Origin of the sequence: Psychrobacter sp. PL15 (assembly GCF_035984995.1) — a bacterium.
Lineage (GTDB): Bacteria > Pseudomonadota > Gammaproteobacteria > Pseudomonadales > Moraxellaceae > Psychrobacter.
Map to the genome: position 1 here is coordinate 328,361 of NZ_JAXCIB010000001.1, position 25,553 is coordinate 353,913.

25 protein-coding genes are annotated in these 25,553 nt (G+C 42.9%); 13 read left to right on the forward strand and 12 right to left on the reverse strand.

All coding sequences use genetic code 11. The features are described from left to right. The first annotated feature begins 79 nt into the window (after positions 1–79). Positions 80–1,444: a L,D-transpeptidase family protein gene (locus tag RCH20_RS01290; RefSeq protein WP_327192305.1), complete on the forward strand. Its 1,365-nt coding sequence runs from the start codon at positions 80–82 to the stop codon at positions 1,442–1,444. Between the two features lie 504 nt (positions 1,445–1,948). Here the strand turns inward: RCH20_RS01290 and infA are convergent. The 9 genes from infA to RCH20_RS01335 all read right to left on the reverse strand — a co-directional run bounded on the left by infA (position 1,949) and on the right by RCH20_RS01335 (position 11,854). After that, complete coding sequence (infA, locus tag RCH20_RS01295) at positions 1,949–2,173, reverse strand: translation initiation factor IF-1 (protein WP_209956853.1); 225 nt, start codon at positions 2,171–2,173, stop codon at positions 1,949–1,951. Positions 2,174–2,296: 123 nt separating this feature from the next. Continuing rightward, positions 2,297–3,160 (reverse strand): tRNA pseudouridine(38-40) synthase TruA, encoded by an 864-nt coding sequence (gene truA / locus RCH20_RS01300; RefSeq protein ID WP_442793079.1) that lies wholly within the window; start codon positions 3,158–3,160, stop codon positions 2,297–2,299. 190 nt (positions 3,161–3,350) lie between these two features. Further along, the gene (locus tag RCH20_RS01305; RefSeq protein WP_327192306.1) at positions 3,351–4,451 is read right to left on the reverse strand and encodes an asparaginase; all 1,101 of its coding nucleotides are present in this window, start codon (positions 4,449–4,451) and stop codon (positions 3,351–3,353) included. Positions 4,452–4,613: 162 nt separating this feature from the next. Then, the gene (locus RCH20_RS01310; RefSeq protein WP_327192307.1) at positions 4,614–6,212 is read right to left on the reverse strand and encodes a FimV/HubP family polar landmark protein; all 1,599 of its coding nucleotides are present in this window, start codon (positions 6,210–6,212) and stop codon (positions 4,614–4,616) included. A gap of 395 nt (positions 6,213–6,607) precedes the next feature. Next, positions 6,608–7,336, reverse strand: coding sequence for a type IV pilus assembly protein FimV (locus tag RCH20_RS01315; RefSeq protein ID WP_327192308.1), 729 nt, complete (start codon positions 7,334–7,336; stop codon positions 6,608–6,610). 159 nt (positions 7,337–7,495) lie between these two features. Then, positions 7,496–8,695, reverse strand: a complete 1,200-nt coding sequence (queA, locus tag RCH20_RS01320) for a tRNA preQ1(34) S-adenosylmethionine ribosyltransferase-isomerase QueA (protein ID WP_327192309.1) — start codon at positions 8,693–8,695, stop codon at positions 7,496–7,498. 217 nt (positions 8,696–8,912) lie between these two features. Continuing rightward, complete coding sequence (gene dinB / locus RCH20_RS01325; protein ID WP_327192310.1) at positions 8,913–9,998, reverse strand: DNA polymerase IV; 1,086 nt, start codon at positions 9,996–9,998, stop codon at positions 8,913–8,915. A gap of 194 nt (positions 9,999–10,192) precedes the next feature. Beyond that, positions 10,193–11,065: an alpha/beta fold hydrolase gene (locus tag RCH20_RS01330; protein ID WP_327192311.1), complete on the reverse strand. Its 873-nt coding sequence runs from the start codon at positions 11,063–11,065 to the stop codon at positions 10,193–10,195. A 21-nt stretch (positions 11,066–11,086) separates the two neighbouring features. Next, complete coding sequence (locus RCH20_RS01335) at positions 11,087–11,854, reverse strand: class II aldolase/adducin family protein (RefSeq protein WP_327192312.1); 768 nt, start codon at positions 11,852–11,854, stop codon at positions 11,087–11,089. Between the two features lie 251 nt (positions 11,855–12,105). On the opposite strand from RCH20_RS01335, the gene RCH20_RS01340 reads away from it, so the two are divergent. The 7 genes from RCH20_RS01340 to RCH20_RS01370 all read left to right on the forward strand — a co-directional run bounded on the left by RCH20_RS01340 (position 12,106) and on the right by RCH20_RS01370 (position 19,173). Continuing rightward, positions 12,106–12,291 carry a hypothetical protein gene (locus RCH20_RS01340; protein WP_209956860.1) on the forward strand — a complete coding sequence of 62 codons (186 nt, stop codon included), beginning with the start codon at positions 12,106–12,108 and terminating at the stop codon, positions 12,289–12,291. A 599-nt stretch (positions 12,292–12,890) separates the two neighbouring features. Further along, positions 12,891–13,718: a bacteriorhodopsin-like gene (locus RCH20_RS01345; RefSeq protein WP_209956861.1), complete on the forward strand. Its 828-nt coding sequence runs from the start codon at positions 12,891–12,893 to the stop codon at positions 13,716–13,718. Between the two features lie 152 nt (positions 13,719–13,870). Then, entirely contained in the window at positions 13,871–14,662 is a 792-nt protein-coding gene (locus RCH20_RS01350; RefSeq protein WP_327192313.1) for a polyprenyl synthetase family protein, read from the forward strand. Next, positions 14,655–16,127, forward strand: a complete 1,473-nt coding sequence (crtI, locus tag RCH20_RS01355; RefSeq protein ID WP_327192314.1) for a phytoene desaturase family protein — start codon at positions 14,655–14,657, stop codon at positions 16,125–16,127. The genes RCH20_RS01350 and crtI overlap by 8 nt, the downstream gene beginning before the upstream one ends. A gap of 3 nt (positions 16,128–16,130) precedes the next feature. After that, on the forward strand, positions 16,131–17,072 hold the full coding sequence (locus tag RCH20_RS01360; protein ID WP_327192315.1) for a phytoene/squalene synthase family protein: 942 nt from the start codon (positions 16,131–16,133) through the stop codon (positions 17,070–17,072). Continuing rightward, positions 17,069–18,271, forward strand: a complete 1,203-nt coding sequence (locus tag RCH20_RS01365; protein WP_327192316.1) for a lycopene cyclase family protein — start codon at positions 17,069–17,071, stop codon at positions 18,269–18,271. Before RCH20_RS01360 ends, RCH20_RS01365 begins: the two co-directional genes overlap by 4 nt. 2 nt (positions 18,272–18,273) lie before the next feature. Then, positions 18,274–19,173 (forward strand): Brp/Blh family beta-carotene 15,15'-dioxygenase, encoded by a 900-nt coding sequence (locus tag RCH20_RS01370; protein ID WP_209956866.1) that lies wholly within the window; start codon positions 18,274–18,276, stop codon positions 19,171–19,173. Here the strand turns inward: RCH20_RS01370 and idi are convergent. The 3 genes from idi to RCH20_RS01385 form a co-directional block, all read right to left on the reverse strand. Then, positions 19,162–19,725: an isopentenyl-diphosphate Delta-isomerase gene (gene idi / locus RCH20_RS01375; protein ID WP_327192317.1), complete on the reverse strand. Its 564-nt coding sequence runs from the start codon at positions 19,723–19,725 to the stop codon at positions 19,162–19,164. The two genes, RCH20_RS01370 and idi, sit on opposite strands and share 12 nt — an antisense overlap. Positions 19,726–19,906: 181 nt before the next feature. After that, the gene (locus RCH20_RS01380; protein ID WP_209956868.1) at positions 19,907–20,083 is read right to left on the reverse strand and encodes a hypothetical protein; all 177 of its coding nucleotides are present in this window, start codon (positions 20,081–20,083) and stop codon (positions 19,907–19,909) included. A 92-nt stretch (positions 20,084–20,175) separates the two neighbouring features. Then, complete coding sequence (locus tag RCH20_RS01385) at positions 20,176–20,334, reverse strand: hypothetical protein (RefSeq protein WP_327192318.1); 159 nt, start codon at positions 20,332–20,334, stop codon at positions 20,176–20,178. 115 nt (positions 20,335–20,449) lie between these two features. Here RCH20_RS01385 and RCH20_RS12470 point away from each other — a divergent pair, with 115 nt between their 5' ends. From RCH20_RS12470 to betA, 5 genes are all read left to right on the forward strand, one after another. Further along, a complete protein-coding gene (locus RCH20_RS12470; protein ID WP_442793080.1) occupies positions 20,450–20,620 on the forward strand; it encodes an IS1/IS1595 family N-terminal zinc-binding domain-containing protein in 171 nt (56 codons plus the stop codon). Positions 20,621–21,114: 494 nt separating this feature from the next. Then, positions 21,115–21,459 carry a DMT family transporter gene (locus RCH20_RS01395; protein ID WP_209956869.1) on the forward strand — a complete coding sequence of 115 codons (345 nt, stop codon included), beginning with the start codon at positions 21,115–21,117 and terminating at the stop codon, positions 21,457–21,459. A 3-nt stretch (positions 21,460–21,462) separates the two neighbouring features. Continuing rightward, positions 21,463–22,029, forward strand: a complete 567-nt coding sequence (locus RCH20_RS01400; protein ID WP_209956870.1) for a TetR/AcrR family transcriptional regulator — start codon at positions 21,463–21,465, stop codon at positions 22,027–22,029. Positions 22,030–22,182: 153 nt separating this feature from the next. After that, positions 22,183–23,667, forward strand: a complete 1,485-nt coding sequence (gene betB, locus RCH20_RS01405) for a betaine-aldehyde dehydrogenase (protein ID WP_442793081.1) — start codon at positions 22,183–22,185, stop codon at positions 23,665–23,667. Positions 23,668–23,744: 77 nt separating this feature from the next. Beyond that, on the forward strand, positions 23,745–25,445 hold the full coding sequence (betA, locus tag RCH20_RS01410; protein ID WP_327192320.1) for a choline dehydrogenase: 1,701 nt from the start codon (positions 23,745–23,747) through the stop codon (positions 25,443–25,445). Positions 25,446–25,553: the final 108 nt, after the last annotated feature.

Genomic DNA, 25,553 nt, shown 5'->3' on the forward strand with positions numbered 1-25,553 from the left:
GTTGCCAGTTATTAACACAAAGTGGTTATATCCTGACGTGGAGGGATATGGCATGATTAATGAATAATAGAGGTCATTTATGTATAAATTAATAAAAGTTAGTGTGGCGATAGCAGCGGTAGGGCTTTCTACGGTTTTATTCATGGCTAACGGTAATGCAGACGGCACCGATAGCATCAACAGTACTGATATCAATGATATCAATGATATTAATGATATTAATGATAGCGCCGTTGACACGCAAACAGCGGTTGATCCTAAATCAAATGCTCAAGATTTTGAAGTGGCCCAAGGTAATAATTCTAACACACCTACCCAAAATGATAGTCTCACCGAAAACACTCAAAATACTCAAAATACTCAAAATACTCAAAATACTCAAAATACTCAAAATACTCAAAATACTCAAAATACTCAAAATACTGACCCTACTGTAACAGCCCAAAACAATAGTGATATTAGTCCGGTGACCAATAGTATTGGCCAACAACCAATCGGTAATGTAAAAACGGTGGTTTCTCCTAATAAGTTTTTGCCTACTATTAAGTATACGACAGAAAATTTATCTACTACCGCAAAGAAGGTCAATGCAGCCAATTGGAAAGCAGCCGTAAAAATAAACCGCAGCACCGGCACCAGACTTCAAGCACTACTTAATTGGCAGCAAAGTGGGGTTGGCCCTGTTGATGGCTATTGGGGCAAAAATACTCGTAAGGCCATGCAAGCATTTCAAATGGCGCGCGGTCTGACCATTACAGAGACCCTCAACGATGAAACGTGGCAAGCGCTGACTAAGAGTGAAAAGCTTATGGCACAGCCAGTACTGGTCAATTATCAGCTTGGCGATGCAGACATCAATATTAAAATGACCACTATTCCGACAAGTTCAGAAGCCAAGGCCAAACTTGATGGTATGTATTATGAAAGTGTACTCGAAGGACTGGCAGAAAAATTTCATATGAGCGAAAGCTATCTTAAGTCATTGAATCCTAATGCTAGCTTTAGCGCGGGTGAGGTAATCACTGTTTACAATCCAAGTACACCTAATACCAAGCCGGTCAGCCGAGTGGTCGCTGATAGAACCACTCAAACCCTATACGCTTATGATGATAAGGACACTCTAATTGCGAGCTATCCGACCACAGTGGGGAGTACAGCAACGCCGTCGCCATCAGGTACTCATAAGGTCAAAGTTAAAGTTTACGAGCCTAATTATACCTATACTCAGGATGATGGTAGCAAGTTAATTATTCCACCAGGCCCTAATAACCCAGTAGGCTCGGTATGGATTGGCCTCAGCAAGCCAACATATGGTATTCATGGTTCACCAGATCCTGCACGCATTAGTCGGCAGGCGTCAGCAGGCTGTGTACGCTTGACTAATTGGGACGCGCTGGCTTTATTAGGCACTATCCAAAACGGCGCTACCGTAGCGTTCCAGTAAAAACTAACGATAAATAGACGCTTCGGTGCTTTATTTTAGAGCTTTGTTTCAGAGCTTTGCTTCAGTACTGTATTTTTTGATCCAGCTTGGTTGGTGCACTATCGAATAGCTTTTATTTAGAAGACAGCCGTTAAAAATTTAACATCACACACAAAAATACCGCTGATAATTAGCGGTATTTTTATGAATAAAGATGCATTATTAAAGGTAAAAATATGATCGAGTGGTACAAATATAACGTCAGTTATTAAACAGACTCTTACCAGTAGATAGTTGATATATCTAACTATTATTTAGCGTTCATCATCCATTCAATACTAATTCAAAATGCTGAGTGAATGCTTTGAACGCTGATATAAATAGCTAATCATAAGCAGATTATCATTGTCGTTATTATTGTCAGTTAGACTACCCAGATAGTGGTAACAGTCGGTTAATCAAACTATTCAATAACTGATACTGCTAATACTTTAGTCTTATATAGACTAGCTTGCAGTCGACAAATTAGTTTTTGCCACGGTAAGTAATGCGACCTTTAGATAAGTCGTAAGGTGTCATCTCAACCTTAACCTTATCACCAGTTAAAATACGGATGTAATGTTTACGCATTTTTCCTGAAATGTGCGCAATAATTTCGTGTCCGTTTTCTAAACGAACTTTAAACAAGGTATTTGGAAGAGTGTCGATGACTTCGCCTTCGAACTCCATAATTTCGTCATTTTTAGCCATAATTCATATCAATCAGTAGAAAAACAAGCCCACATTATACGTAAGTTGGCGCGTTAAAGCAACAAAATACCCTATTTTTACTTGACAGCTTGTAAGTGTTATGTATGTCAATCGAACATTAGCTCAATCAGGTAGATTGAGCCAAATAGGAGTCAATGGCGAATTAGGTAATAGCTGCTGATAAATCTCTGGATAATAGGCATTAATAAAGTATAGGCCATCCCCAGAAGCAGTTGATGGTGCAATAGTGCGGTCTTTTTTGGCCAAAATGTTTAGAAAGTCGGCCGGTTGTAAGTCATGTTTGCCAATAGCGAATAGGGTGCCCATCAGGTTACGCACCATGTGATGCAAAAAGCCATTTGCTTGGATATCAAAGACGATAAATTGGCCATGGGTAAAAAGCCTAGCATGGCTGATGGTACGCACGGGTTGATTGGATTGACAGGCTGCCGCACGATAGCTGCTAAAATCATGTGTGCCGACAATGTCAGCGGCAGCAAGTTGCATTGCTGCCAAGTCAAGAGGCTCGTAGATATGGGTGACTTGATGATTCAGTATCGCAGGGCGCTGGGGTTGGTTAAGGGTAATATAGCGATAACGACGGGCAATCGCCCCAAACCGTGCATGGAAGTCGTCCGGCATCGGTTGAATCCATCGCAGCGCAATATCACCAGGCAGCAGGCTATTGACCCCGCGTAACCAGTTCCGAGTTGGACGATAAGCATGGGTGACAAAATGGGCAATCATGTTGCTGGCATGGACACTGGCATCGGTACGTCCTGCTGCGATGACTTCTACTGGCTCATTAGCCACTTTACTGATAGCGGTTTCTAGCGCTTGTTGTACCCCCAACACTTCTTTTTGCCGTTGCCAGCCGTGATAATGGGTACCCAAAAACTCAATAGCAATCGCTAACGTATAAGTGGGTTTATCTTGAGACACTGCGTATTCAGGATTGGTCAGTCCAGGCACTTTATAGTCAGGCATCTTATAATCAGGCATCTTATAGTCAGACATTGCAGATTTGGGGCTTGTAGAGTCAGGCATAATGGAGGGTCACAACACTTATAATAGTTACTGGCAATAAATACTGGTAATAGATACTTAGCATACGTGCTAATAGCATCCATAGGTATTTTGATACATGTTTATTTTAATTAAAAAGTATCGTTTAGGCCTACCGTTTTTTAATGGTTATGCCCGTCTGATTGACGCTATGTGTCCAGCGCTGTCGCCGCCGTGCAGGCGTATCATAACGCAGTAATAACCACAGTAATCGCGCATAAATAGCAGGAATGGTTAAGCGTCCACCCGCGATAACGTGATAATCGTATTGCCAACTGCCAGCAGCATAACTGTCATTGACCCCGCCGAACGGACATTGACTGGCGCATATTACCATGTGACCTCGCTCATAGGCGAGCTGTAGGGTTTCCGCTAGTGCTGATGAATAAGGCACGTTACCGGCACCAAAGCCTAACAATATAATGCCACATGGCGGCTGTATTAATAATGCTTGTAGCTGATTGCTCAACATGTCAGGATCATTTGGTAGGCAGTATAAGGCGTGTACGTGCGCTTGCTCAGCTCGGGTTTGGATGTTGTCTAATACTGCATTTTGATCATCAATCCAGTGCTGTTGCCGGGTAGCTGGTAGTGACTTAATATAACTGTTCGCCGGATAAGCGGCCCGCGAGTGACCGGTAAAGGCCATAAAGTCATGGCTGTGTATTTTTTGTACCGTTTGCGCTGCCCACGACTCACCGCCGAAGCTAATCTTGACGCCTGATTCTCCCGCAGCGGCTACCCTTAACGACTCGTTGAGATTGTCCCAAGCATCACTACTGGCATCAACGCTATATTGCTGTAGTATTTCACTGTCTAATAACGGGCTCATACTGCCGGTAACGACTAAACAAAGATCACTACCTGCAAAGGCCTCCGCTAAAAAAGCGCCCAGATAACTTAAGGTATCGGTACCCGTTATTAAGACAAAACGCCGATGTCCTTGCTCATAGGCCTTTAATAGTAACTTATAAAAGTGTGTAAAGTCACTAGGGGTCAGCTGGCTGCTGTCTTTGATTAAGGTGTTATCTAACCATGAGATAGCAGGCAGTCTTGCGGTATCATTATGCTCAGCAAGCAGTTGTTGCAATGTGGGCAAAAAAACTTCTGCTAACAACGGCGCTAACGGCCGCCCATAGCTACCAAAAGTACCACCAGCATAAATAAGCTGAATGGGGTTAGATGCCGTTGTTACGATAGAGGATAAGGACATAGTATTAGCGCAATAATAAAAAAGTGAAAAGTGGTTAATAGAAGTCAGATTAATAATAATAAACAGGTTGACAGGGTAATAGTAAAATAGATTTTAAATAAAGCATGAGCAAGTATCCTAATATTATAAAATACTTACTAACACTAATTATAGCAGCGCTTTTTAAGCTGTGCGGTCGAGCAGCACCTGTGCTTGATGTTGCTGTTCGTTATTACCTAGGGTTATCACTTCATTAAGCAAACGTTTGGCACTATCATATTCACCCAGTTTTAAGTATTGACCGGCTAAATCTAAAGTCACTTGATGACTATCTAACGTTTTAATAAAATCAAAGTCTGCTGCAAAACGCGCTGCAAAGTCTGCTGCCGTTTCAGTGTTAACAGTGTCTCTAACATTATCTCTAATAGGGTTTCTAATATCTTCACCATCGTTTTTGAGCGCACCAGAACTACCAGCGTTTACAGTCGCATTTTTCTCAGTCTCGACTGGGAGGGTTACTTTTGGCGAGTCCGTTGTCGCATCAGAGTTCAGATCTAATATATCAGTATTGTCCAAGGATAATATAAAATCTTCTTCTATGACTAGAACAGAAGCATCGGTAGCGGTGCTACTTTCAGCATCAGCATCAGCATCAGCATCAGCATCAGCATCTACGTCAACATCAGCTGCTAACTCTGCAAAATCTAAGACAAAATCTAAGACAAAATCATCATCCTCGTCCAAGTTAATTTCTTCTAGATGGCCATCAACGGTTACTGGGCTCACAGGAGTAGAGTCTGATTGCTCAGGTAAATCAAAATCAAAATCAAAGTCTACATCAAGACTAAAATCGTCGTCATCAGTATTTTTAATAATATCTAGGTCCTGGTTAGCGGGTGTCATAAGGGATTCATCAGTAGTATCTAATGAATTGACAGCATCGACAGCATCGGCAGCATCTAATGGATCGACTGGCGTGAAGTTAGTAGCGTCTGGCTCAGCGGCCTCAGTCTCTAAACTATCAGCTGCCGGATCATCGGCCTCTAAATCATCTAGGGTAAGATCAAAAATATCATCCATATTAGCGTCAGTAGCGGTCATATCGTTGGTATTATCGACAGGTTCTGAACGTTCGCTAGGTACTGAATGCCTGCTAGGTATATCCGTTTCTATATTAGTGTTGTTTTCAGTAGTGAGCGTATCAAAAACAGTATCTGCATTAACGTTAGGAGTATTAGCCTGGGCAGCGGGCAAGTCAAACTCTAAGCTTTCAAAGTTAACGCTGTTGATACTAGCTGCTGTTAAGCCTGGAGATATTGCTTGATTGTGCTCTTCGGCAAACAATGCCCGTAATGCATCAGCGTGCTCAATAGTTGCTACATCGCTATGGGCTTTTATAGCATCGTAGGTTCTATAAAAATCATCAGGTTGATTAATCGTAGCATAGACGTTAAGTAACTGGAGCAACAGTTGGTTGTCGTCAGGTTTTTCAATTAGACCACGATTTAGGGTTTCAATAGCTTTGTCATAACGCTGTTGATCCATAAAGCGTAAAGCGATAGTAATGTTGTCAAACCTGTTTGCGCTGCTAGATCCGTTCTGAGCAGGATTTATGTTATACATTTTTGATGTTGATGATATTGGTGCATTGGCTGCAGCATTCCTACCGATCTGCATAGCTCGCTGTGCAGGTCGTTTCTGGGCTTTGTTTTTACGCAGTAGCATTACGGCTATTAGTAAAATAAGTACCAGTCCAGCGATGATATATAGCATATTATCCATAGTTACTCCCACACCTAAGATTTTTACCGGCAGCATGCTGCGTTAATCAGCTAGGCACTTATTGATCGCGTAATTTGTTGAGACGAGCTTGCAGCCCAGTAAGTTTTTGCTTTTGTAATGGCCGTTTTTTAGTATAGCCATTATTAGTGTGATTACTACCAATATAGTTATTAAGAGCACCGTCAGTCTTTGATAAACACTTAGCTTGACTAGTAGTGCGTTGCTGTGGCGACTTGAGAGTTGCCAATATCTCTGTGTTTAGACCCTTGTTGTGATGAAATCACACTATAACTGGGTAAGTTTAGCTGAGCATTGGCTCTGAGCTGACCGGGGTCTTGATCAATAAAAGCAGCAGGCTTTATTTGCCGTGTCACTTGTATGTTTAAGATGTCGAGCTATTTATCTGTTATACCCGCCACTGGCGTACTGTTATTCAAGTAAATACTAGGAGTGCTGAGATCAATAGTAGTGGTATTAGGAGCATTAGTCAGGTTATTTATTGGTAGCGTCGGCATTACTGCTGTCGACAAGATTAACGTTTGAGCTTGAGATGATGTCTGGACATTGGGCATTGACCATTTAGGCGATATCAATAAAGGTGGTGCACCTGGTCTAATGGTCAGCGGTTTAGCACTATTGACTGAACTTACGGCCAAACTTGGCCTTTGTGCACCTGTGATGAGGGTATTATCTGTTTGAATCGACAGGTTGTCATTAAGAGGCATGAGCAATGTTTTAGGAATAACTTTGCGTTGACCGCCATCATTAATAGTCAAAACTATATCAACAAATGGCTCAGATATCGGTTGAGTCGTACTGATAAGTAACAGCCCCGTATTGGACGAGGTAAGCTGAAAGCGCACTGTGATTGAGTCGGTAGGCGTTAGGCCCATCTGCTGGTAAACAACAGTATTTGCCAGGCTGGCTGAAAAATAAGATGCCTCAATATTATTAATTATAATATTAGCCGCTAAAGGCTCATACTGAGCGGACATCACTCTTGTCTTACCGATAGTTGCCGCTTGTGCAGCAATTGATATTACCACCGAGCTCACTGAACAGAGTAGTGTTATTGACACCGCACGATGAACGGTGGTCAAGCGATGAGGTAACTCCCAAGACATGCGCCGCCCTTTATACTGATTGGTTTGAAGCAATTAACTGTTAAGATTTAGGTTATTAAAGCCCAGCACAATATAAGTTATTTAAGTTGTTATGACAAAATACTGTTTAGTTTACCCATTTATTTCATAGTAGCCGTGACCACTATGCCCAAGCTGGGCTTAACTTTCAACTTTGTCGAGTAACATGGCGTCGCCGTAACTAAAAAATCGATACTGGGTATCAATGGCATGTTGATAAGCATTTTCGATGGATTCTTTACCTGAAAATGCGGATACTAGCATTAACAAGGTGGACTTAGGGAGATGAAAATTGGTTAATAAGCGATCAATAACCCCAAACTTAAACCCGGGGTAAATGAAGATATCAGTATCTCCAGACCAACTAGAAAGTGCTTGACCTTTCACGGCTGTTTTTTGATAAGCCGTTTCAAGAACGCGCGTCACGGTAGTACCAATGGCTATAACTTGTCTGCCATTAGCATGCGTTTGATTGATTAGATCCGCGGTGGCTTGTGGTAGATGTGCATATTCACTATGCATAGTATGATTAAGCAGGTTTTCGGTTTTTACCGGTGCAAAAGTACCAGCACCGACGTGCAAGGTAACAAAAGCGGTATTGATACCTTTTGCGGCTAGCATATTTAATACTGTCTCATCAAAATGTAAGCTGGCCGTGGGCGCTGCGACGCTGGCAAGCTTAGCAGGGTCATGAAAAACAGTTTGATAACGGGTATTGTCAGTGGCGTCTGCATGGCGCTCAAAGTAGGGCGGGATGGGTAGTTCACCATAACATTCGAGATTAGGCAGAATAGGCGCATCAAAGGCTAGAATAAATAAGTTATCTTGGCGTCCAATCATCTCACAATGCATATGACCGTCAGCAAGTACCAAACGTTGACCAAGTTTAGGGGCTTTACTGGCTTTTATATGGCATAGCGCGACATGTTGCCTCTTAGGTAGTGGCTCGTTATTAGTATCTGACTCGCCGCTAATAGGCTTTGAATGGGAATCAGTACTATCTATTAAACGCTCAATCAATACTTCAATCTTGCCACCCGTGTCTTTATTGCCGAACAGTCGTGCTTTCATGACTTTGGTATCATTAAACACAATCAAATCGCCCGCATGCAGTAAGTCGGGCAGCTCAGTAAATAGGTGATCTTCTGGCTGACTGGTAGATGTTGTCTGAACGCTAGTGGGCACGTATAGCAACTTTGAGGCTGAACGCTGCGCTAGCGGATAGCGAGCAATCAGATTATTAGGTAGCTCATAATCATAATCCGCCACACTCAAATACTCTACAAGGGAGTCATTGGTATTGGCATTATTTTCAGTAATTACAGTGTGAGAGTGGGTCATAATGAGTCTTTAAATAGATGGATATTTTGGCGTTAGTTTAGCAGAAATGGGGCTATAGCGTGATAAATTCCGTGGCATTCGTGAGTCATGACACTAACAGTCAATAAGATAAATAGCCTAAGTAAAAAATAACATAGACAGAATAGTCGGATGACCACTTGAATGATAGTTTTTCAATAAATAAGAGTTTTTGGAGAAATTAGATTAACAAATAATATCATTCAAATAATCTTAACTGCGGTAGAACTTGCGTGGCAGGCGTTAATGAAGAATAGGTTACACCGACTAACCTAATAGACAAGGTACGCGGAATGTCTAAAAATAACTTGTCTAACCAGTAATGTGCGGATTCGACGCTGACAAAAGCCGTAGATACGGTGTGTGAACGTGTAATCTGGGTAAAATCAGCATACTTAATCTTGAGAGTGATGGTATAGGCAATCAGCTGCTTATTGTACATTTGGCCAAAGGCGTCAGAATTTTGTTCGTAAATTTGCGCTCGTAGCTCATGATCACTATCTAAATTATCCCTAAAAGTAGTCTCAGAGCCGACAGATTTATGTTGACGCTCAGATTTAACGGGACGCTCATCGCGACCATGAGCAATATCATGATAAAACTGTCCGCGCTTGCCAAACTCGTATACCAATACTGCTGCCGGCGTCCGTCGTAGGTCAGCACCAGTACGAATATTCAAAGCATGCAAACGTTTGGCCGTTGCTTTGCCAATACCATGAAAGCGCTCAATAGGCAGTGTGCTAATAAAGGCATCGGCAGCCTCTGGGGTGATAATCGCTGTCCCATTAGGCTTATTAAGATCAGAAGCAATTTTGGCCAGCATTTTATTGAATGAGACACCTGCAGACGCGGTCAGTCCTGTTTGCTCTAATATTTGCGCCCGTAGCCAATTGGCCATTAGGGTTGCTGAGCCTTGATGCACTTGTAGTCCAGTAACATCCAGATAAGCCTCATCTAAAGATAAGGGTTCAACCTTTGGGGTCAAGCTCTGCATAATCTCTCGAATATGGACGCTGACTGAACGATATACCTCAAAACGTGGTGGTACAAATATCACATCTGGACAACGTTTGCGGGCTTCGTAGCACGACATTGCCGAACGCACACCGAATTGGCGCACTTCATAACTGGCCGCAGCGACCACACCGCGTCCTTTAGGGTCGCCACCAACTACTAAAGGCTTGCCACGGAGTTCAGGGAAATCGCGCTGTTCTACACTGGCATAAAAGGCGTCCATATCGAGGTGGATAATCTTACGCGGCGTCGGTTTGCTAGAGTCTGTCATAGACGCTATTTTACCCGATATAGCCATTACTTTTGGTATCGATTTATAGAGTCTGTCACCACTTAAATATTGATCCTGCCCGGCAAATCATATTCGATTTCTTAGACCTGTTATTACAGCAACTTGGCTTTGGGCTAGCAATGAGTTTACTGGTAGTGGTTAACTGATTTTAGACAATAATGTTATGGCGTCGTTTAGCCAATACTATTCCTAAACTGCAGATAAGCAGCTGTCATAGTGGCGGCATCTTCTATTTGCGGGTAATGGCCTAACTCTGGCATTACGGTAATATTGGCATTAGGAATTAATTTACGATAATTATCGATCATATGCTGGCCCGAGATGGGATCTTTGGCACCGGCAATCAGTTTAACGGGTACCGTGCTATTGATAATCGCACCCACCCAGCGTTCACGGTGCTGCTTACGTTGGGGAATGTAGTTAATCAACTTGTGCATCACTGCTAAACCACTATTGTGAGTTAGCAGTTGCCATAGAACGTCGATAACCTCCGGGGTTGGTGGTGTCGCAGGCCCAAATATTCGTTGTAAGTTAGTCGCAAACTTCTGCTTATTGATAAGTTTAGATATCAGAGGCCCTAGCGGCGACAGTAACAATTTTTGTGCTAGTACGGGTTTGTGGGTTTCAGGAAATAAGCCACCATTTAAAAAACAGACACTGACAATGTGCATGTCACCACTACCATCCACTTGCCTTGCCAATAACTCTTGAGCAACTGTGTCACCATAATCGTGGGCTAAAATATGATAGTCACTGATGCCAAGTTTATGCAAAAAATTCTGACAGATATCTGCTTGTTGACTGATTAAGTAGCGCGCGTTCTGAGGTTTGTCTGACAAGCCAAACCCCAACATATCGAGGGTAATCACGTAATAATGTTGCGTGAGCTCATCCCACATGCCTTCCCAGTCCCAACTGGCACTAGGAAACCCATGAATTAACAATAATGCTGGCGCATTTTTATCCCCCGCCTGACGAGTAAAAATTTGCTGACCGTTAATGGACTCAAATCGCCCCTGCTGTTGCCATTCACTCAAGATTTTCATAACTGGCGTACCCCCATTGGATTATTTCTCAAATGAGGGATCAGTTCGGCGCAATTTTCTTAGCAGGGCAGGCCAAGCAATATCACCATTTGCGCCCTTGGTCACCTCATCTGATGCCGCTTGGATACCCGCTAATATGTGTGCTGGTATGAGTGTCAATTCATTGCCACTACTTTGCGCTTTGATTTGAATCTCGCATGCTTTTTGCATGATATACATGTATAAAAATGCATCCGCAACGCTGCTAGCACAGGTGAGTAAGCCATGATTGCGTAAAATCATAAAGTTGGCACTACCCAAATCAGCGACTAGACGCACCTTTTCTTCAGGGTTTAATGCGATCCCTTCGTAGTCGTGATAGGCCAAGTTAGATAACGGAAATAGCGATTGCTGGGATATAGGCAGTAAGCCTTGCTTCTGAGTAGACACAGCGACGCCGTCACTAGTATGAAGATGGAGCACACAATGAGCATTGCTACGTGCCTCGTGTACAGCACTATGAATGGTAAATCCCGCCGGATTAACGTCATATTCTGATGGCGACACCTTTTCACCCGCTTGATTCACTTTAACTAAGTTAGAAGCGGTAATTTCTTCAAACAATAAGCCATAAGGATTAATCAAAAATTCATCCTCAGTATCTGGCACTCGTGCAGAGATATGAGTGAATACTAAATCATCCCAACCATATGAGGCGATCAGTCTATAGCAAGCAGCAAGATTTACTCTCATTTGCCACTCTTGTTCTGTTACATTATGTTGTAAAATCGGTACTGAATCAGTCTGCATTACGTTGTCCCTAACTGTTTTAGTTATTGTGATTTAGATACTGTCAATATACCATTCTAAGTAGCTTCATAAAACCAAGTCTACCAAAAATACGACACTTATGGATATCAATCACTATCTAAACACTGACCCCTGATTTACTCACTTACCGCCTAATATGTAAACACTATTGGCAGACATAATTGTACTCAAAACATATCAAAAGGGCCAAATGACTTAAGCTGTCGGTGACGACGCTATAGTACTGCATTTTGTCTAGTAGTGACTGGTTTGGTGAAATATTAATTATAGATGATAATCCCCAGACCCATGATGTGTGGACCATGAATGAGGTTAACCTCATTCGTATCTCTAAAAATGCGGTTGTTAATTTTGCTCAATCACACCCTATTTTGTTGCAAGTATCTGACCCAATTGAGTGCTTTGATAGCAAATAAAAATAATTTTAGTGCACAAGTATATAAACGAGACGGCAACCTTCCTAGTCCATTACACTCGTATCAATCCTGATTAAGGACGTCACCTTTAAGTCTTTATTATGAACATCAGCACCATATTTTAAGTTAACCATTTGCTTACATTCTTAGATTAATTTGAGCTTAAATCGCCGTGATCGGGCCTCCTCCGATCTGAAATTAACAGCCTTTTTATTCCAAAAGGTATCGTAATAAAAAGTACGATTATTATTTACAATAATCTGTTACAAAGTGGTAAGCTAGCTTAGACAAAAATTAAAACTTAAGTGAGCTTTGTACTTAACAACTTTGTACTTAGCAATAAGAAGCTTTTGTATTGAGTTCACTGTTTGCAAGATATGTTTATGACATATGGGCTTACCTGGTAAGGCACAAGTTTATTGGTTTGCAGCATGTAGTATCACTGAACTTTTCCAACTAAATTTGTGAATTTTTTGTTAGCATTATTATTTACGAACATAAGCGTAAACAGAAGCGGTTGGGGACAACACCAGATACATAACCCCTTAATATGATTGTATGAACAAAAATTTCTTTGAAGGACAAACGGAGAAAAAATTATGACTACAAAAAATGCACATAATGAAACAAAAAGCTTCTCGTTGAGTCAGGTCAGTGTTAACTTAAAAATGATATTCACCGTATTATTTTTATCACTGCTTCCAAGCTTTGCAAATGCCGCAGCCAATTTAGCTGCTGACGATTTCGTCGGTATCTCATTTTGGTTGATTTCTATGGCATTAATGGCAGCTACTGTGTTTTTCCTTTGGGAAACTCAAAGTGTTACTGCAAAATGGAAAACATCCCTGGTAGTATCAGGGTTGGTGACCTTTATTGCGGCCGTTCATTATTTCTATATGCGCGATGTGTGGATAGCGACTCAATCCACACCTACCGTATATAGATATATAGATTGGTTATTAACGGTACCATTACTAATGATCGAGTTTTATTTGATCTTACGTGCTATTGGCGTAGCAAAGGCTGGAATTTTCTGGCGTTTGTTAATTGGTACTTTAGTAATGCTTATTCCTGGTTATATGGCGGAAGCAGGCTTCCTAAATATCACCGTAGGGTTTATTATCGGAATGCTAGGTTGGTTCTATATCCTGTACGAGATCTTCTTCGGAGAAGCAGGAAAAGCTGCAGAGCGCGAAGCCAGCCCAGCAGTCAAATATGCTTATAAAGCAATGCGCTGGATTGTAACCGTTGGTTGGGCAATTTATCCAATCGGTTTCGTACTTGGTTATATGACAGGTACTGCAGATCAAGATGCACTAAACATCGTGTATAACTTTGCAGATTTGGTCAACAAAGTCGCGTTTGGTTTGCTAATATGGTACGCAGCAACTAGTGAAAGTCAGGGTGTAGCAGAGAAGCACGTTTAGTAATAAGCGTATACTATTCACTGTACTAGCGAGTTTGTGACTTCAATTTGGGGTCACAAACTCACTCTCATATTAGGGTGATACCTATGATACAAACTAAAGCGGTCGTATTACCAAAAGCATTTCTCATTCTGAAACAGTGTGAAGAAAACATGAATTTCAGATTAAAGGATAACCAACCCGCCCTATTTCACCTAAATAGCGGTGGCAATAGATCCCGTGCAAAGTTCTGTTTAGAAGCAGGCGTTGCGCTGCAATTGCCGATAAAATCGATAATTGCGTTAGCTTGTACTATCGAATTACTGCATAACGCATCACTAATACATGATGACATTCAAGACTCAGAAGCCGTGCGACGAGGCAGGCAGGCAGTGTGGAAAAAATATGGCAAATCGCATGCTATTTGCGCCGGCGATGTCATGATATCCGCTGCATACGGAGCGCTCGCTGACATTGGTTCACATCCAGCTCTAGCAGCACTATTGGGGCAAACACATCAAGCGGTCAGCACCACCATCAAAGGGCAATCACAAGACCTTGACGCCACAGATAATGTGAGTGAAAAAGAATATGAAAAAATTGCGGCTATGAAGTCAGGCCCTTTAATTCAACTCACCCTTTCTTTACCTCTGCTTATGGCAGATATGGGAGAGCACGTAGAAACGGCTCATAACGCATTGCAAAAATTCGCGGTCGCCTATCAAATAGTGGATGACCTTGGCGATTGGCAGCAAGACTTGCAGCAAAACCACCTCAACCTTATCAATTTGTTAGCATTGAGCTGTGGTATTGACGAGGCCATCGATACTGCGCAAAACCGTGCGCAATACTTATTAAGACAGTGTGAAAAAGACCTAGCATTACTTCCAGCTAATTGTGCGGCATCAATCATTAAAGCTTCGCAGGCCTTATTGGCAAAAACGAGGGTAAGTGTTTATGAATAAGGCTGTTGTTATTGGGGGCGGATTTGGTGGCATAGCATCGGCGCTTCGACTGCGCGCAAAAGGCTACGACGTGGCTATTATAGATCAACGAGGACGTCTAGGTGGGCGTGCACAACAACATAAAATAGACGGATTTGTTTTTGACGCAGGGCCAACCGTCGTGACGGTACCTTTCTTATTCGAGGAACTCTTTTCACTGTTCGACAAAAAAATGGAAGATTATATCAATCTTGTTCCTGTTGAACCTTGGTATCGTTTTGTCTTCCCAGACCAGAGTCATTTCGATTATGGCGGCACCATTGAAGACACCCTAGCCAATATTGACGAAATCGAGCCAGATGATAAAGTCGGATATATGGCCTTATTGGCGCAGTCAGAAGCCATTTTTGATGTTGGCTTTACTAAGCTGTCAGACAAGCCATTTCATAAAATATCGACCATGTTGGCCCAAGTCCCGGCACTAATCAGGCTTAAGTGTCATCGTACCGTTTGGCAAATGACGTGTGCCTATTTAAAAAATGATAAATTACGACAAGCATTTTCTATTCAGCCTTTACTAGTCGGCGGAAATCCATTTGCAACAACCAGTATCTATAGCTTAATACATTTTGTAGAACGCAAATGGGGCGTTCATTTTGCCATGGGTGGGACCGGTGCGATGGTCGACGGCCTTGAAAAATTGATGCGGGAAGAAGGTATTGAAATAAAGCTTCATACTAGCGTCAGCAGTTTAACCATAGAGGCCAATCGTATCACGCAAGTACACACTAACGATGGTTCTTTTTTATGCGATAAACTAGTCTCAAATATCGATCCAAAATTCTTATATCGACATCTTGTACCCAAAGAAAACCAAAAAATGGGGGCCAAACTAAAAACCAAACATGCTAAGTCATCAATGGGTTTGTATGTGCTGCATTTTGGCACCACCAAAAAGTACTCAGATGTAGTGCATCACACTATATGGTTGGGCAAGCGATACGAAGCGTTGTTGAGTGACATATTCGATAAAAAAATACTAGCAGATGACTTTTCTTTATACCTACATCGACCAACAGCAACCGACCCAAGTATGGCGCCCGAAGGGTGTGACTCCTTTTACGTGTTAGCACCAGTCCCTAATAATCTGTCGGGTATTGATTGGGCAGCGAAAGAGCAAGAGTATGGCGATAAAATAATCGAGGCACTTGAACGCACTATTATGCCGGATTTATCCGCCCATATCGTGCATCGTTTCGCGAAAACGCCTACAGATTTTGAACAGGACTTCAGCAGTGTAGAAGGCAGTGGATTTTCTATTGCACCATCATTTCAGCAATCTGCTTGGTTTCGCTTTCACAATAAGGCAGAAGGTCCAGAAAATTTATTTTTGTGCGGCGCAGGTACACATCCAGGCGCAGGATTGCCCGGTGTTTTATCATCGGCAAAAGTAGTAGACCGGCTCATTGCTCCAGCGAGTCAATAGCTTATGCAAGACGATCCAACCGCGTTATTAAAAAAACATGGTAAATCGTTCAACTTTGCACGCCTGTTTCTAGGAACGGATACAGGCATGGCAGCGGCACGCTTATATGGTTTTTGTCGAATAGTAGATGACATTGCAGATGAGAGCCCCGATAAAGACCAAGCCAAGAAGCAACTTGAAGAGTTACACCATGCCATTCTCCAAAATAAAACCGAACATCCTCTGATTGGCGATTTTTTGCAGCTATGCGAAGAATATAATATTGACAGAAACAATGGCATTACGCTCATTCAAGGCGTGAGTGAAGACTTGTATCAACAAGCCTTGGAAACAGAACAAGAAATCGTAAACTATGCGTACAAAGTTGCCGGTGTCGTCGGCTTAATGATGGCACCTATTTTGGGTGCTAAAGAAGAAGGCTATCAGTTTGCTGTTGACTTGGGTATTGGTATGCAGTTAACGAATATCGCCAGAGACGTTATGGAAGACGCTAATATGGGGCGTCGTTATATTCCAGGAGAATGGATAAATGCGTTATCAGCTGAGCAAATTGCTTTTGCACGGCTTGACGATCGTCAAAAAATACAGCATGCCATAGTAAAATTACTGAGCCTCGCTGAAGAGTATTATCAAAGCGGATTAGCAGGACTTTATTACCTACCTAATGGCAACAAACGAGCCATTGCGGTGGCAGCCTATGTATACAGACAAATAGGCCGAAAATTGCTAAAACAAGATTGTGAATACTGGCAAGGAAGAGTGTACATATCGCCCTTGCACAAAATAATATTGGCCGTACAAGCGCTATGGCACTTACGCATCAACAAATTTGCCGAAAAAGCAGTTAAGCATCGCAGCGAACTGCATACCCATCTCATAGAGTCACAGTCCGCTAGCCATAATTATTTGCATGAAAATATCCAGGCAAAGGAAAAAACTTTGTGAACACCATAAAGGCTAAGCAAGCTGCTATTGATGTGGTAATCATTGGTGCTGGTGCAGCTGGCTTATCCTTGTTATTGGCTCTTGATGAACACAACTATACCGGCACGGTTAAAGTGTTAGAACGGCGAAGCGGCCCTCAGAACGACCGCATTTGGAGCTTTTGGCATAGTGATGCTGTGCCAAGTTATATTGAAAGCATTGTTTCTCATAAATGGTCAACTTGGAGTCTAATGACACAGCAAGGCCACTATTTGATGGGTCATTCTTTTTATCAGTATTGTTCAGTAAGGTCAGAGCATCTCAGCGCGCTTGCTGTTGAAAGAACAAGTGCGCAGGCAAATATCGATGTACTCTTTAATTGTGATATAGCCTCTATTAAAGCCGAGGATGACGGGTTTATCATCACCACCTCAAGCGAAACCTTGATGGCCAAGCAGATTATTGACACTCGACCCCCAGCATTAAACAGCAATCACAAAGGACTACTGCAGTGTTTTTATGGTGAGGAAATCATGCTCGACGCAGCGATATTTGAACCATCCACCGTTAAATTAATGGATCAATTATGCCGCTCAGCGCTAGGTATTGAGTTTGTCTATATATTACCCTTCAGCGTCAACCATGCACTGGTAGAGTTCACTTGCTTTAGTATCGATATTATCGATAAAGAAACACTTAAAAAACGCTTCGCTCAAATAATCAAAAATATAGTCAAACAGCATGATTATAAAGTAGTGCGAACCGAACATGCGGTGTTACCAATGTATTCAATTAATCAAAATAGGCACGAGCCTCATAGCGATCTTATTTATGGCGGCATTGCAGGAGGTGCCATGCGAACGGCCACAGGATATAGCTTTCTCAGCTCCCAGCGATGGGCAAAAAAATGCGCCAGTGCATTAACACAGCGAACCAAACTAAACGCTGCAGCCCTTGCTCCTATCAATAGCCTATACCAGAAAATGGATGTCATTATGCTGAGAGTACTACGCACTGACATGAAGACAGGTGTGACTATTTTTGAACGCATGTTTGAGCGAGTAAAAGCAGAGCGATTCGCGCGTTTTATGACCGAGCAGGCAACCTTACTTGATATCTTAAGTGTGATTTGGGCAATGCCAAAATGGGCGTTTTTGTGCGCCGCTTTTGGCTCTTTTTTTACCCGCACAGCGTCATCCAATAAAAAACGTGAGCGCTAGTAGTGACAAAATTACGTTATACCCAAATTTATCTATATGTGTTTTTGTGCGCAATATTAATCACCTTACTAAATCCAGACATACCACAAAGCTATCTGATTATTGCTTTAGCGCTGGCTGTGACTGTATTGGGCTTACCTCATGGCGCGCTCGACTTTGCTGTTGCTAAATCACTACGACTGGTTGACTCGCTCAATGCTGCTTTGTATTTTATTACTGCCTATGTCGCTGTTTCCGCTCTCGCAATTATCTTTTGGATAGCCTTTCCTGCTTTGGGTCTTGCCTTGTTTCTAGCCGTGTCTATTTATCATTTTTCTGCTGATTGGCGAAATACTATGCCTAGTTATGCTGGCATAGGACTGGCGGCTGTGATTATTTGTGGCCCCGCTATTTTCTATTCAGCAACATTATTGACCTTATTCACCTCGTTGCTGCTCAGTCCTGAAAGCGCCAAATGGATTATTCAAAGCATGCAGTTAGTCTTTGGTGTCGGAATCGTGATGTTCTTACACTTTGTCGTTAGTGCGGCACAAAATAAACGGCGAGACAAAAAGCAAGATAAACAGACTATTGGCAAATGGACTTATGCCGAATGGATAGCCTTGGTAGTAAGCAGCTTGATTTTGAGCCCTTTACTGCATTTTGCGCTTTACTTTTGCTTGTTGCATTCGCCCAAACACTTGCATGATGCGAGCGAAAATCTGAACATAAGCGTGCGTAAAGCGATCATCATTAGCTTACCTTTCGTCCTGCTCACGCTAATACTAGCGATAGTCTTATTCAAATTAGTTGGTACGAGTGAGCTCAACGTTACTTTACTAAGATGGGTATTCATCGGTCTTTTTGGACTGACCATGTCGCATATGTTACTGATTACTCTGTGGCATCGTTCACAGCGCTGATGACAGGCTTAGCTGATTTTTCTTTATGAAGTCAAAAACCATTGGAAACCAAGCCACAAACGCAGTTGGTTCGCAGTGAAGGAGTTTAACTAGGTCACGCTCTTTCCACCATTTAACATCCATCACTTCATCAGGATTTTGCTGCCATTCGATGTCATCCACATTAGCGATTACAATATTGTCTAATTCATGTTCAATCATCTGGTTATCTAGCGGGTACTTATATTGAATCTGACCAATCGTAGAAAGATTCAATGCACTAGTAATACCCAATTCTTCAGCGACACGTCTTTGCGCTGCATCCTTAATGCCTTCGTTTGGCTGCGGATGAGAACAACAGGTGTTGGCCCATAAGCCGCCGCTGTGGTACTTATGTAATGCTCGCTGTTGTAAGAGATACTCGGTATCTGCACCCCGAGAACGTATGATCATCAAGGAAAAAGCAAGATGAAGTTCACCACGCAAGTGCGTTTCTATTTTTTCTGCATAGCCGGTTATTTCGCCTTTGGTGTTGACGAGTGTAAGGAGGTCGATGCCTTCAGTCTTATTCATTATATTAAAATACCTCAAACTACAGACAAGATTACCTAGAGTATCAGTATTTGTCTGTATTAACGAGACTAAAAATATGGTTCACTGCTTGGTTGTAAGCCTGCTGCTGATATTCCTCCCGAATGGCTGTGCAAAAGTTCTCCATGAGCATTAAAGAACAGCCTATTTGCGCTAAAAAAAACTACTCACGCTTGTCGCTTAGGCGGATATACAGGATAGTCAGAGTAAGAATAATAGTAACAGGCACTAATGCCATGAGCGGAGAACCCGATAAAGCGGTCTCGCCAGCCACATAGACCAGCGCCGCAACCGCCGCAAATGCGCCTAACATGGTGAGTAGTTTGATTAATTTTTTCATGAGCGATGTACCTTAATTTAAAGAGTTAAACGGCTATTTTAATTTCTGATTTTCAACGCTAATAAGTAAACCATTAGGTTTGGCAAATTTTTTTATTTGACGATTAAAGGCTGGAATTGCGTCACGAATTGCCCGTGTGACATTGCCTGTGTAGCACAGTCAAGAACCACTTCACTCAAATCCGCTAAAGTAACACTAGGCGTATAAGAAGGTTGAACGCCGCCGATTTCAGCACTGGATTTCCCCGCCAAAAAATCACCGATTAAATGAGCAGGTGAGTGATGTTTCAAAAGTATGCTAGGCAATTAGAAGAAGGGTGACAGCCGCAGCAAGATGTTATATTTGAGGTTATGAAGACACAAATAGATATCAACCAACTGCCCCGATTGCCACAATCCCAGTTTAAAGAAAAATGGTACAAAAAGCTATGGTCAGCAAAATTACCAATGCACAGGCTGTAAACATCAGTTGATTGGCAACTATGCCATTACCTATCAGGGCTATCACTCTAAAATGAAGGCAATAACTGCCGTTTAAGACACCGATTAAGGCGAGCGGTTAGGCAGACCTGTGCTTTTTTTAACAAGCTCAACAATCACTTTAAAATCTTCAATATAGTATTGTTTTATATCAATTATGACTATGACTATGACTATATCTGATGTCAGCATATTGTTTGAAGCACCGTCAAATATTTTAGTCTTTCTTAAAACTGTGCATGTCTTCTAAGATAACCGTAAATCTCTCATAATGCTTACATATAACGAGCACAGTCCACCCAAAATATACGGCCACAGGTAAACACTCAGCCTGTAACTAACAACAATGATAAGAAGTGAATAGCGGGGCCTAAATGATAAAGGCACAAACTAGCCCTTCCAATTCTTCACAAAAGGCTATAAGATACCTTCCGTATGGTTTCTTTATAATAATCTATTAATACTGTTTTAGTTAATAGCGTCTTAAGTAGTAGCGCTTTAAGTAGTAGCGCTGCGACTAACGTGAGCCCCTCAACGATAAGTACCTCAACTATGAGTCCTACCACTATTGCTTACTTTTATCTTGGCATGGCTATTATCTGTGAGGTGATCGGCACGACGTTTTTGGTCAAGTCAGAACAGTTCACTCGCTTAGGTCCGACCCTTATTATGGGTGTGCTGTATGTGCTGTCGTTCTACCTGCTAACGCACACGCTAAAAACGTTGCCGTTGGGTATTGCTTATGCCATGTGGGGAGGTCTGGGTATCGTTCTAACCTCTATTATTGGCATCATCGTATTTAAACAAAATCTGGATACTCCAGCGGTGGTCGGCATTGCTATGATCGTCGGTGGGGTGGTAGTGATGAACGTACTCTCTAATTCTGTCGGACATTGAACTATGGATAATGCACATAAACGCAAAAAGCAGCCGGAGCTGGTTCGCCGTGCTTTGCTTGACCAAGCAGCACGAATTACGTTGGAACAAGGGTTATCGCATATCACGTTTCAGGCGGTCGCTGATGCGGTAGGGGTGACCAAGGGTGGTGTGATGCATCACTTTGCGACCAAAGACGCGCTTATTCTTGCCGTATTCAATGATGCTATGGCAAAGTTTGAGTCAGAAGTAAATGACGCAATGGCCAAAGACCCAGTGAGTTATGGTTCTTTTACGCGCGCATATATAGATGCGACCATTAGCTTAGGCGAAAAAGGGCAGGATGAATTTAATCACCAAGCCACCTTATATGTGCTGATGCTAGGTGATAGCGAGCTTCGTGAGGCTTGGGCTGCTTGGTCTAATAAGCAATTACAGACGCACGAAGCAACGGATAATACCGAAACATTATGTATGGTGCGCTTGGTCGCTGATGGCATTTGGCTCTCTGATTTTTCGGATATTGTTATTTCTGATAAAAAGTCATTGCGTCACCGTTTAATACGAATGACTCAGAGTGAGCAGCAGTAAAATATAGCTTCATTAAAATATAGCCCCATTAAAATATAGCCCCACTAAAAAACAACTTTATTAAAGAACGATAATTTATTAGGTGTAAAGGGCTTGCTATAGCCCTTTTTTTGCCGGTTGTCATAAGGAGCAATCATGACTGATTCAACTAATATGAAAAACACTATTGATTTTAACCAAACACAGACTGCTTATATTAATGGCAGTTATCTTGCGGTAGACGAGTCGACATCGACTTTCGATAACATTAATCCTGTGACGGGTGAAGTATTAACGACCATTCAACAGACGACGACTAAGCAAATTGACCAAGCCGTGATAGCAGCGCAAAAAGGTCAGAAAGTCTGGGCAGCAATGACCCCTGTTGAGCGTAGTCGCATCTTGTTGCAAGCAGTGGCACTATTACGCGAACGTAATGACGAGCTTGCGATGCTTGAAACTATGGATACTGGCAAGGCAATCTCTGAGACTAAATATGCCGACATCGTCACTGGTGCTGATGTCATTGAATACTATGCGGGGCTTGCACCAACTATTGAAGGCCGTCAAATTCCATTGCGAGATACCAGTTTCGTTTATACCCGTCAGGAGCCATTAGGCGTTATCGCGGGTATTGGCGCATGGAACTATCCGATTCAAATCGCTATGTGGAAAGCGGCTCCTGCGTTAGCGGCGGGTAACGCGATGATTTTTAAACCGTCTGAGATGACGCCTTTATCAGCCCTAAAACTGGCAGAAATATTCACGGAAGCTGGTCTGCCGGATGGGGTCTTCAACGTGGTCCAGGGCAATTATGAGGTTGGTGAAGCGCTAACTCAGCATCCTGATATCGCCAAAGTATCGTTTACTGGTGGCGTACCGACTGGTAAAAAAGTCATGTCTAGCGCGGCAACCTCATCACTTAAAGACGTCACGCTTGAGCTCGGTGGTAAGTCGCCGCTAATTATATTTGACGATGCCGACCTTGATACGGCTGCTGATATTGCCATGATGGCAAACTTTTATAGCACTGGTCAGGTATGTACTAATGGTACGCGGGTGTTTGTTCCCAAGACTTTGCAAGCTAAATTTGAGCAGGCCATTCTAGAGCGTGTCCAGCGTATCAAGTTAGGCGATCCGATGGATGAGAGCGTCACCATGGGGCCATTGGTAAGCTTTCCGCATATGGAAAGAGTGCTCGGCTATATTGAACAAGGCAAGGCGAGCGGTGCGCGCTTGCTATGTGGCGGCGAGCGAGTAACGGCAGGTTCACTTGCTGATGGCGCCTATGTTGCACCGACTGTTTTTAGTGATTGCACGGATGACATGAGCATTGTGCGCGAGGAAATCTTTGGTCCGGTCATGTCGATATTGACTTATGAGACCGAAGAGGAAGTCATTCGCCGTGCCAATGCTACCGAATATGGTTTAGCCGCTGGGGTTGTGACTGCTGATTTGAAACGAGCCCATCGCGTGATTGCTCAAATCGAAGCCGGTATCTGCTGGTTAAATACTTGGGGTGAGTCGCCAGCGCAAATGCCAGTCGGCGGCTACAAACATTCAGGTATTGGCCGCGAGAACGGCATGCAAACCCTTGAGCACTATACTCAAACCAAGTCTATTCAAGTAGAGCTAGGTGCATTTGAATCGGTATTTTGATGGCGAATCTTTAAGGTTTGTTTCCGCGATTATTTTTTAATGTCTGTTATCTAACTACTAATATTGAAGAGGTTTTTATGTCATCAACCATACCTGAATATGACTATATCATTGTCGGTGCAGGGTCAGCGGGAAATGTATTGGCCGCGCGCTTGACTGAAGATGCCGATATCAAGGTGTTGCTGTTAGAAGCGGGCCGTCCAGATCATCGACTAGATTTTCGTACTCAAATGCCCGCTGCATTAGCGATGCCGTTGCAGGGAACGACTTATAACTGGGGCTATAAAACTGATCCTGAGCCTTATATGAATAATCGGGTCATGGATTGTGGTCGCGGTAAAGGCCTTGGCGGCTCATCCTTAATTAATGGGATGTGCTATATCCGTGGTAATGCATTGGACTTTGACGATTGGGCCAAAATAGAAGGTTTAGAAGATTGGAGCTACGCGGATTGCTTGCCTTATTTTAAAAAGTTAGAAAATCGTGATGCCGGCGCGAATGATTATCATGGCGTGGGTGGTCCTGTTGAGATGACCACCTCAAAGCCAGGGGTTAATCCATTATTCCAAGCGATGATTGAGGCGGGTGTACAAGCGGGTTATCCCCGCACCGAAGACCTGAATGGCTATCAGCAAGAAGGCTTTGGTCCGATGGATCGTTTCGTCACGCCAAATGGTCGCCGAGCTTCAACTGCCAGAGGCTATCTTGATCAAGCCAAGCTGCGCAGTAATCTTACGATTTTGACTGGCGCGCTGACCGATGTAATCTTGTTCGATGGCAAGCGTGCTACTGGCGTTAAGGTAGAGCACGACGGTGAGACCAAGAGTTTCTATGCTGCTCGTGAAGTCATTGTCTCATCAGGTGCAATTGCCACGCCGCAATTACTTCAGCGTTCAGGTATTGGCCCTGGCCAGTGGCTTAAAGAATTGGGTGTGCCTGTGGTGTTAGATTTGCCAGGTGTTGGCAATAATCTACAAGATCATCTAGAACTTTATATGCAGTATGAATGCACCCAACCGGTTTCAATTGCCCCTGCTAACAAATGGTGGAACAAGCCAGCGATTGGGGCGGAATGGTTATTTAAAGGCACTGGGCTGGGCGCCTCTAACCAATTTGAAGGCGGCGGTTTTATCCGCACTGATGAGACCTTTACTCATCCCAATATCCAGTACCATTTCTTACCGCTTGCGGTTCGTTATGATGGCCGCAGTGCCAGTGACTCTCACAGCTTTCAAGCGCACGTTGGTTCATTACGGTCACCAAGTCGTGGCCGAGTAAAGCTGGTCTCAACAGATCCAAGCGCGCATCCCAGTATCTTATTTAACTATATGTCTCATGATCAGGATTGGCGTGAGTTCCGTGCGGCGATGCGACTCACTCGAGAGATTATCCATCAGCCGGCACTCGATGCTTTCCGTGGCCGTGCTATCTCACCAACTGAAGATTTGGTCACTGACCAACAGCTAGATGACTACGTTCGTGAGAATAGTGAAACCGCTTATCATCCGTCGTGCACTTGTGCGATGGGCGAACACAAAGATGCGGTGGTCAACGGAGAGGGGCTAGTACATGGTATTGAGGGACTGCGGGTGGTTGATGCGTCCATTATGCCCAATATTATCAGCGGCAATCTCAACGCGACCACGATTATGATGGCAGAAAAAATAGTCGATAAGATGAGAGGCAAGAAGCTGCCACGGTCGAACGCAGATTACTACGTTGCGAATGGCGCGCCCTTAAGAACAGAGCCAATGCGAGATTACAGCCCGGCTCAATAACGGCTATATTCCTTATGGATCGATTACTGTTAACTTATTTAAAATAATGAAAACTATTAATATTCTATTGATTGGTATTCTATTTATTGGTATTACCTACTTTTATGA